Origin of the sequence: Candidatus Erwinia dacicola, assembly GCF_001756855.1 — a bacterium.
GTDB lineage: Bacteria > Pseudomonadota > Gammaproteobacteria > Enterobacterales > Enterobacteriaceae > Erwinia > Erwinia dacicola.
This window is the reverse complement of record NZ_MAYS01000178.1, coordinates 1-6,037: the sequence shown is the minus strand read 5'-3', so window position 1 is coordinate 6,037 and position 6,037 is coordinate 1. Positions and strand designations below refer to the sequence as shown.

The following is a 6,037-nucleotide window of genomic DNA, read 5'->3' as shown; positions in this document are numbered from 1 at the left end:
GCATAACCCCCTGCCGTTTTGTTGCGTTTCGAGTGGGAATGGGGCGAGAGTCCGCAGCGATGCGGGCATCAACCTAGTCTTTCAGTTTTTGCTGACGCTGCTGGTGGCGATCTTCGACCATTATTCTGCCGCCCCGAGCTTGCGCCCTGGCTGGGCATCAAAGCTGGTGCCGGTTTTATGTTTGCTGTCATCCCCCATCAGCCACAGATAGAGCGGCATAATGTCGGCAGGAGTTTTCAGCTTATTGGCATCTTCCTGCGGGAAGGCACTGGCGCGCATTTTAGTGCGCGTGCCGCCAGGATTAATGCAGTTAACGCGAAGCTGGCGTGGGTCATACTCTTCTGCCAGCACCTGCATCATGCCTTCGGTGGCGAATTTCGACACCGAATACGCACCCCAGCCGGCGCGGCCTTGGCGGCCGACGCTGGACGTGGTGAACACCAGCGTCGCACCCTCTGCTTTTGACAGCAGGGGCAGCAGCGCCTGAGTCAGGAAGAAGGTGCCGTCAATGTTGACGCGCATCACCTGCTGCCAGATGGCGGGATCCTGCTTGTCCATCGGCACAATATCGCCGAGGAGTCCAGCGTTGTGCAGTACGCCATCAAGTCGCGGCAGCTTTGCGGCAATAGCTTCTGCCAGCTGCTGGCAGTTTTGCGCAGTGGTGGTTTCCAGATCGAGGGTAAACCACAGCGCCGTAGCCTGACTGCGCTGGTTAACCTCGGTACAAACCTGTTGCAGTTTTTCCGCATTACGCCCCAGCAGAACCAGCTGAGCGCCATAGCGGGCATAAGTCAGCGCGACTTCGCGGCCGATGTCGCCGCTGGCACCGGTGACAAGAATAATACGGTTATTGAGTAGATCGCTTTTCGGTTGATAGTGCACAAAGAATTCCTCTGGCAATGGGGGGGATTTCTGCAGGGCGTCTGATATTATCGCCTGTTGTAAACCCTTGCACGGACTGAATAAAGTAATTTATGCCTGAAAAAGTGGGTGAGTTCAATTGGCGTTTTAGCATATTCATGCGCTGTTACCGGGTTGCAGGCGACTCAACGCGGGGAGTCCGTTACACTAGAGCTATCTATAACATAATGTAAATTAAGGCGGATTGAGTGGATCTACTCTCTTATTATGGACTCTTCCTAGCAAAAACCGTTACCGTTGTGATTGCGATAGCGGCAATCGCGGTGGTGATCGCCAACCTTGCGATGCGCAAACGCTTGCAGAATGGCCAGCTCAAGCTCACCCAGCTGGGAGAAAAGTACAGCGATATGCAAGACGATATGCGCCTAGCGAAGATGAAGCCGTATCAGAAAAAACTGTGGCATAAAGAGCAGAAGAAAAAAGAGAAGCTGACGGCGAAAACGGCTAAACAGCAAGCGAAGCTGGGGCGGCAGGAAGAGAAAGTCAAATCCACGCTGTACGTGCTCGATTTTAAGGGCAGCATGGATGCTGGCGAAGTCTCTTCACTGCGTGAAGAGGTTTCTGCGGTAATGGCAGTGGCAGCACCGGGTGACGAAGTCCTGCTGTGCCTTGAAAGCCCGGGCGGCGTGGTTCACGGTTACGGACTGGCATCTTCACAGCTGCAGCGCCTGCGCGATAAGGGCATTCCGCTGACGGTGGCCGTGGACAAAGTAGCGGCCAGCGGCGGTTATATGATGGCTTGTGTCGCAGACCGTATCGTCGCCGCGCCATTTTCAATTATCGGTTCCATCGGCGTAGTGGCGCAGATTCCGAACTTCAACCGCCTGCTGAAGCGCAATGAAATTGACGTCGAGCTGCATATCGCCGGTAAGTTTAAACGCACCCTGACGCTGTTTGGCGAAAACACCGAAGAAGGGCGGGAAAAATTCTGCGAAGACCTTAATGAAACCCACCTGCTGTTTAAACAGTTCGTGCATCAGATGCGCCCGGCGCTGGACATCAACAGCGTTGCAACCGGGGAGCACTGGTACGGCACCCAGGCGCTTGAGAAAGGGCTGGTGGATGCGGTTGGTACCAGTGACGATCTGATCATTGATCGGTTAGAGAAACATCAGGTGATCGGCGTGCGCTATACGCCGCGCAAAAGAATGATGGACCGCTTCATCAACAGCGCCACTCTGAGCGTTGAACGCCTGCTGCTGCGCATCTAGCAGCGCGGTGAAAAAAAACTGCTGTAACTACCGCGGTTTACCCTATTTAACGCCCGAACCCGCGGGCGTTATTTTTCCAGACGATAGCGCGCTGAGAGATTCACTGCCAGCGCTTTGTAGACGTTAAACACCGTGGTGCTCATTGCCGTCGGCAGGCTCTGGTCGTCAAGATAGTAGTTGCCGCGAAATACCAAGACGTCTCCATTCTGCTCGACATCATCGACGCCGAGGCCCGTAAAATAGTCTGGGTGGTTGACGATAATTTCCTGGACCAGCGCCAGCAGATGTTCATGATTGACGGGGTGCTGTTGTGACATGGTCCTTTTCCTTCTTTATATGACCATTATCTCGCCGCCATTGTACGCCAGTAGGTTAAATCCCCAATCTTTATTGGTGATATACAAAAGTGACTCTTTTTTCTTGGTTTTCTGGCGTAAATGGAGCATGGATGCTAATTAAGTTGCGTAACAGATTTTATCAGGTAGAGTGTGGGCGTTTCGGGTTCCGGGCGTAAAACAGACTTTACGCCTTGTTAGAAATTCGCTTAACAGGTGGTAAAAAATACCGTTAATCAATGTGTTGTAATGTCAGATTTCGTACTGGAATTGATGAAAAAGTTGTTCAGGTTGAATTCATTATTCCCCAATAACCATATCCTTAGTGCGCTGCGTAGCTTCAGAAAGACGGCACAACTTACTCTCGGATGTTTTAATCAGGTAAAGGTAACTATGGGAAAAGCTCTCGTAATAGTTGAGTCCCCGGCAAAAGCCAAAACGATCAATAAATATCTCAGTAATGACTATGTGGTGAAATCCAGCGTGGGTCACATCCGTGATTTGCCGACAAGTGGATCAACAGTTAAAAAGAGCGCTGACTCTACAACCAGTAAAACCGGCAAGAAGATCAAAAAAGACGAAAAGACTGCCCTCGTCAACCGTATGGGCGTCGATCCTTTTCACGACTGGAATGCGAATTATCAAATCCTACCGGGTAAGGAAAAGGTCGTTGCTGAACTGAAAGAACTGGCCAAAAAAGCTGAGCACATCTATCTTGCAACGGACCTTGACCGCGAAGGGGAAGCCATTGCATGGCACCTGCGGGAAGTGATCGGTGGCGATGAATCACGCTACAGCCGCGTGGTGTTTAACGAAATTACTAAAAACGCGATCCAGGAGGCATTTAAAAAGCCGGGTGAACTGAATATTGACCGTGTCAATGCTCAGCAGGCACGCCGCTTTATGGACCGTGTTGTAGGTTATATGGTCTCCCCGCTGCTGTGGAAAAAAGTCGCACGCGGCCTTTCTGCTGGTCGCGTGCAGTCAGTTGCCGTTCGCCTGGTGGTTGAGCGTGAACGTGAGATCAAAGCGTTTGTCCCGGAAGAGTACTGGGACCTGAATGCCGATCTGACTATGCCGAAAGGCGTTGACCTGCCAATGCAGGTGACTCATCAGGCCGACAAACCGTTCCGTCCGGTTAATCGTGAGCAGACTTATGCTGCCGTTAGCCTGCTGGAAAAAGCCCGCTACGTGGTGGTCGATCGCGAAGATAAGCCAACCAGCAGTAAGCCGGGCGCACCTTTTATTACCTCTACGTTGCAGCAGGCGGCAAGTACCCGTCTGGGCTTCGGCGTGAAGAAAACCATGATGATGGCGCAGCGTCTGTATGAAGCGGGTCATATCACCTATATGCGTACTGACTCAACCAATCTGAGCCAGTATGCCGTGGACATGGTGCGTGGTTACATTGAAGATGAATTCTGCGCGAAATACCTGCCAAAAGCCGCCAATGTCTACAGCAGTAAAGAGAATTCTCAGGAAGCGCACGAGGCCATCCGTCCTTCGGATGTCAAAGTGCAGTCTGAGCAGCTGAAAGATATGGAAACGGACGCGCAGAAGCTATATCAGCTGATCTGGTGCCAGTTCGTGGCCTGTCAGATGATGCCAGCGCAGTACGACTCCACCACGTTGACCGTAGGAGCAGGCGATTTCAAACTGAAAGCCAAAGGGCGCACGCTGCGCTTTGACGGCTGGACTCGCGTGATGCCAGCGCTGCGCAAAGGTGATGAAGATCGCGTACTGCCACCGGTTGAAGTAGGCAGCGAGCTGAGCCTGCAGCAGTTGGTACCAAGCCAGCACTTCACTAACCCACCGGCACGTTTCAGCGAAGCTTCGCTGGTGCTTGAGCTGGAAAAACGCGGCATTGGTCGTCCTTCTACTTACGCTTCGATCATCTCAACGATTCAGGATCGTGGTTATGTGAAAGTAGAGAGCCGTCGCTTCTACGCCGAGAAAATGGGTGAGATCGTTACTGACCGTCTGGAAGAGAACTTCCGTGAGCTGATGAATTACGACTTCACAGCGCACATGGAAGACAATCTCGATAAAGTAGCCAACAACGAAGCGCAGTGGAAAGTCGTGCTGGACAAGTTTTTTGGTAAATTTAGCCAGCAGCTTGAGCAGGCAGAAAAATACCCGGAAGAGGGCGGCATGCAGCCAAACCAGATGGTGTTGACCTCTATTGACTGCCCGACCTGTAGCCGTCAGATGGGCATACGTACCGCCAGTACTGGGGTATTCCTCGGTTGTTCCGGCTACGCATTACCGCCGAAAGAGCGCTGTAAGCAAACCATCAACCTGATACCAGAGAATGAAGTACTGAATATTCTCGAAGGAGATGATGCGGAAACCAACGCACTGCGTGCTCGCCGCCGCTGCCAGAAATGTGGCACTGCTATGGACAGCTACCTGATCGCCCCCTCGCGCAAGCTGCACGTCTGCGGTAACAACCCGGAATGTGACGGTTATGAGATCGAGCAGGGCGAGTTCCGCATTAAGGGGTACGACGGCCCAATCGTTGAGTGTGAAAAATGCGGCTATGAAATGCACCTGAAAATGGGGCGCTTCGGTAAGTACATGGCCTGCACCAACGACGACTGCAAAAACACGCGTAAAATTCTGCGCAACGGCGAAGTGGCACCACCGAAAGAAGATCCGGTGCCGTTACCTGAGCTGCAGTGTGAGAAGTCAGACGCTTACTTCGTGCTGCGTGACGGCGCTGCCGGCGTATTCCTTGCGGCAAATACCTTCCCTAAATCGCGTGAAACGCGCGCGCCGCAGGTTGAAGAGCTGCAACGCTTCCTTGACCGGCTGCCTAAAAAGCTGCGTTATCTGGCCGATGCACCGGCAACCGATGCCGATGGCAACAAAGCCGTGGTACGCTTCAGCCGTAAAACTAAACAGCAGTACGTCAGCACCGAGAAAGACTGCAAAGCCACTGGCTGGTCTGCCTTTTATGTTGACGGTAAGTGGGAAGTGAGCGCGAAGAAATAATTTCTTGCTTCCCCTGGTGAGTAAGCCGCCCTGCGCGGTTCGCTCACGCTTCATCTTCCTCACGCTTTCCCTTTCCGATGCTATATATATCCCACTTTTTTGATGTAGTTATTATAGATGTAAGCGTCACATTTAGACCGTCTGTGCATCAGGCTCCGGTTTCGGAAAAATAGTGTCCATCATTTTTAATGGACACTATCGCGTGAAACACCGGACATGGCTTCTCGAGGTACTTCGCCTCCACTTTGAAGAAAAACTGCCGCGCATTGAGGCTGGACGCCGGTTAGGCATCCCCAAAACCTCTGTCCTGGCCTTTGCCGCCACGAATCAACGCAAAAAATCTGGATAAACGCCTTTACCAGCAGGCATCCCGAAAATCGTCCGGTCTTCCCTTAGCCACTGCTTCCTGTGAAATCCCTGTTGCCCGCAAACGACCACGACGTCCCAACTTCCCCCGCGACTTCAAAATTGCTCTGGTGGCGAAGTCGATGCAACCCGGCGTCAGCGTGGCACAACTTGCCCGTGAAAATAACATTAACGACAATCTCCAGTTCAACTGGGGTAGAGTCTTAGGAC

At 52.4% G+C, this 6,037-nt stretch carries 4 protein-coding genes and 1 pseudogene; 3 read left to right on the top strand and 2 right to left on the bottom strand.

The annotated features are described in order from the left end of the window. Positions 1–120: 120 nt before the first annotated feature. Complete coding sequence (locus BBW68_RS05380) at positions 121–882, bottom strand: YciK family oxidoreductase (RefSeq protein WP_070134328.1); 762 nt, start codon at positions 880–882, stop codon at positions 121–123. A 227-nt stretch (positions 883–1,109) separates the two neighbouring features. Here BBW68_RS05380 and sohB point away from each other — a divergent pair, with 227 nt between their 5' ends. Beyond that, entirely contained in the window at positions 1,110–2,132 is a 1,023-nt protein-coding gene (gene sohB / locus BBW68_RS05375) for a protease SohB (RefSeq protein ID WP_070134327.1), read from the top strand. Between the two features lie 68 nt (positions 2,133–2,200). Here the strand turns inward: sohB and BBW68_RS05370 are convergent, their stop codons facing one another. Further along, positions 2,201–2,449 (bottom strand): DUF2498 family protein, encoded by a 249-nt coding sequence (locus tag BBW68_RS05370; protein WP_070134326.1) that lies wholly within the window; start codon positions 2,447–2,449, stop codon positions 2,201–2,203. Positions 2,450–2,860: 411 nt separating this feature from the next. On the opposite strand from BBW68_RS05370, the gene topA reads away from it, so the two are divergent. Then, positions 2,861–5,461: a type I DNA topoisomerase gene (topA, locus tag BBW68_RS05365; protein WP_070134325.1), complete on the top strand. Its 2,601-nt coding sequence runs from the start codon at positions 2,861–2,863 to the stop codon at positions 5,459–5,461. A gap of 172 nt (positions 5,462–5,633) precedes the next feature. Further along, positions 5,634–6,037 (top strand): annotated as a pseudogene (locus BBW68_RS17675) (transposase); the annotation flags it as partial.

What these genes read in the sequence shown, in the direction of transcription:
- BBW68_RS05370 (WP_070134326.1), bottom strand. Translation starts at nt 2,449, where the DNA reads ATGTCACAACAGCACCCCGTCAATCATGAACATCTGCTGGCGCTGGTC.
- topA (WP_070134325.1), top strand. Translation starts at nt 2,861, where the DNA reads ATGGGAAAAGCTCTCGTAATAGTTGAGTCCCCGGCAAAAGCCAAAACG.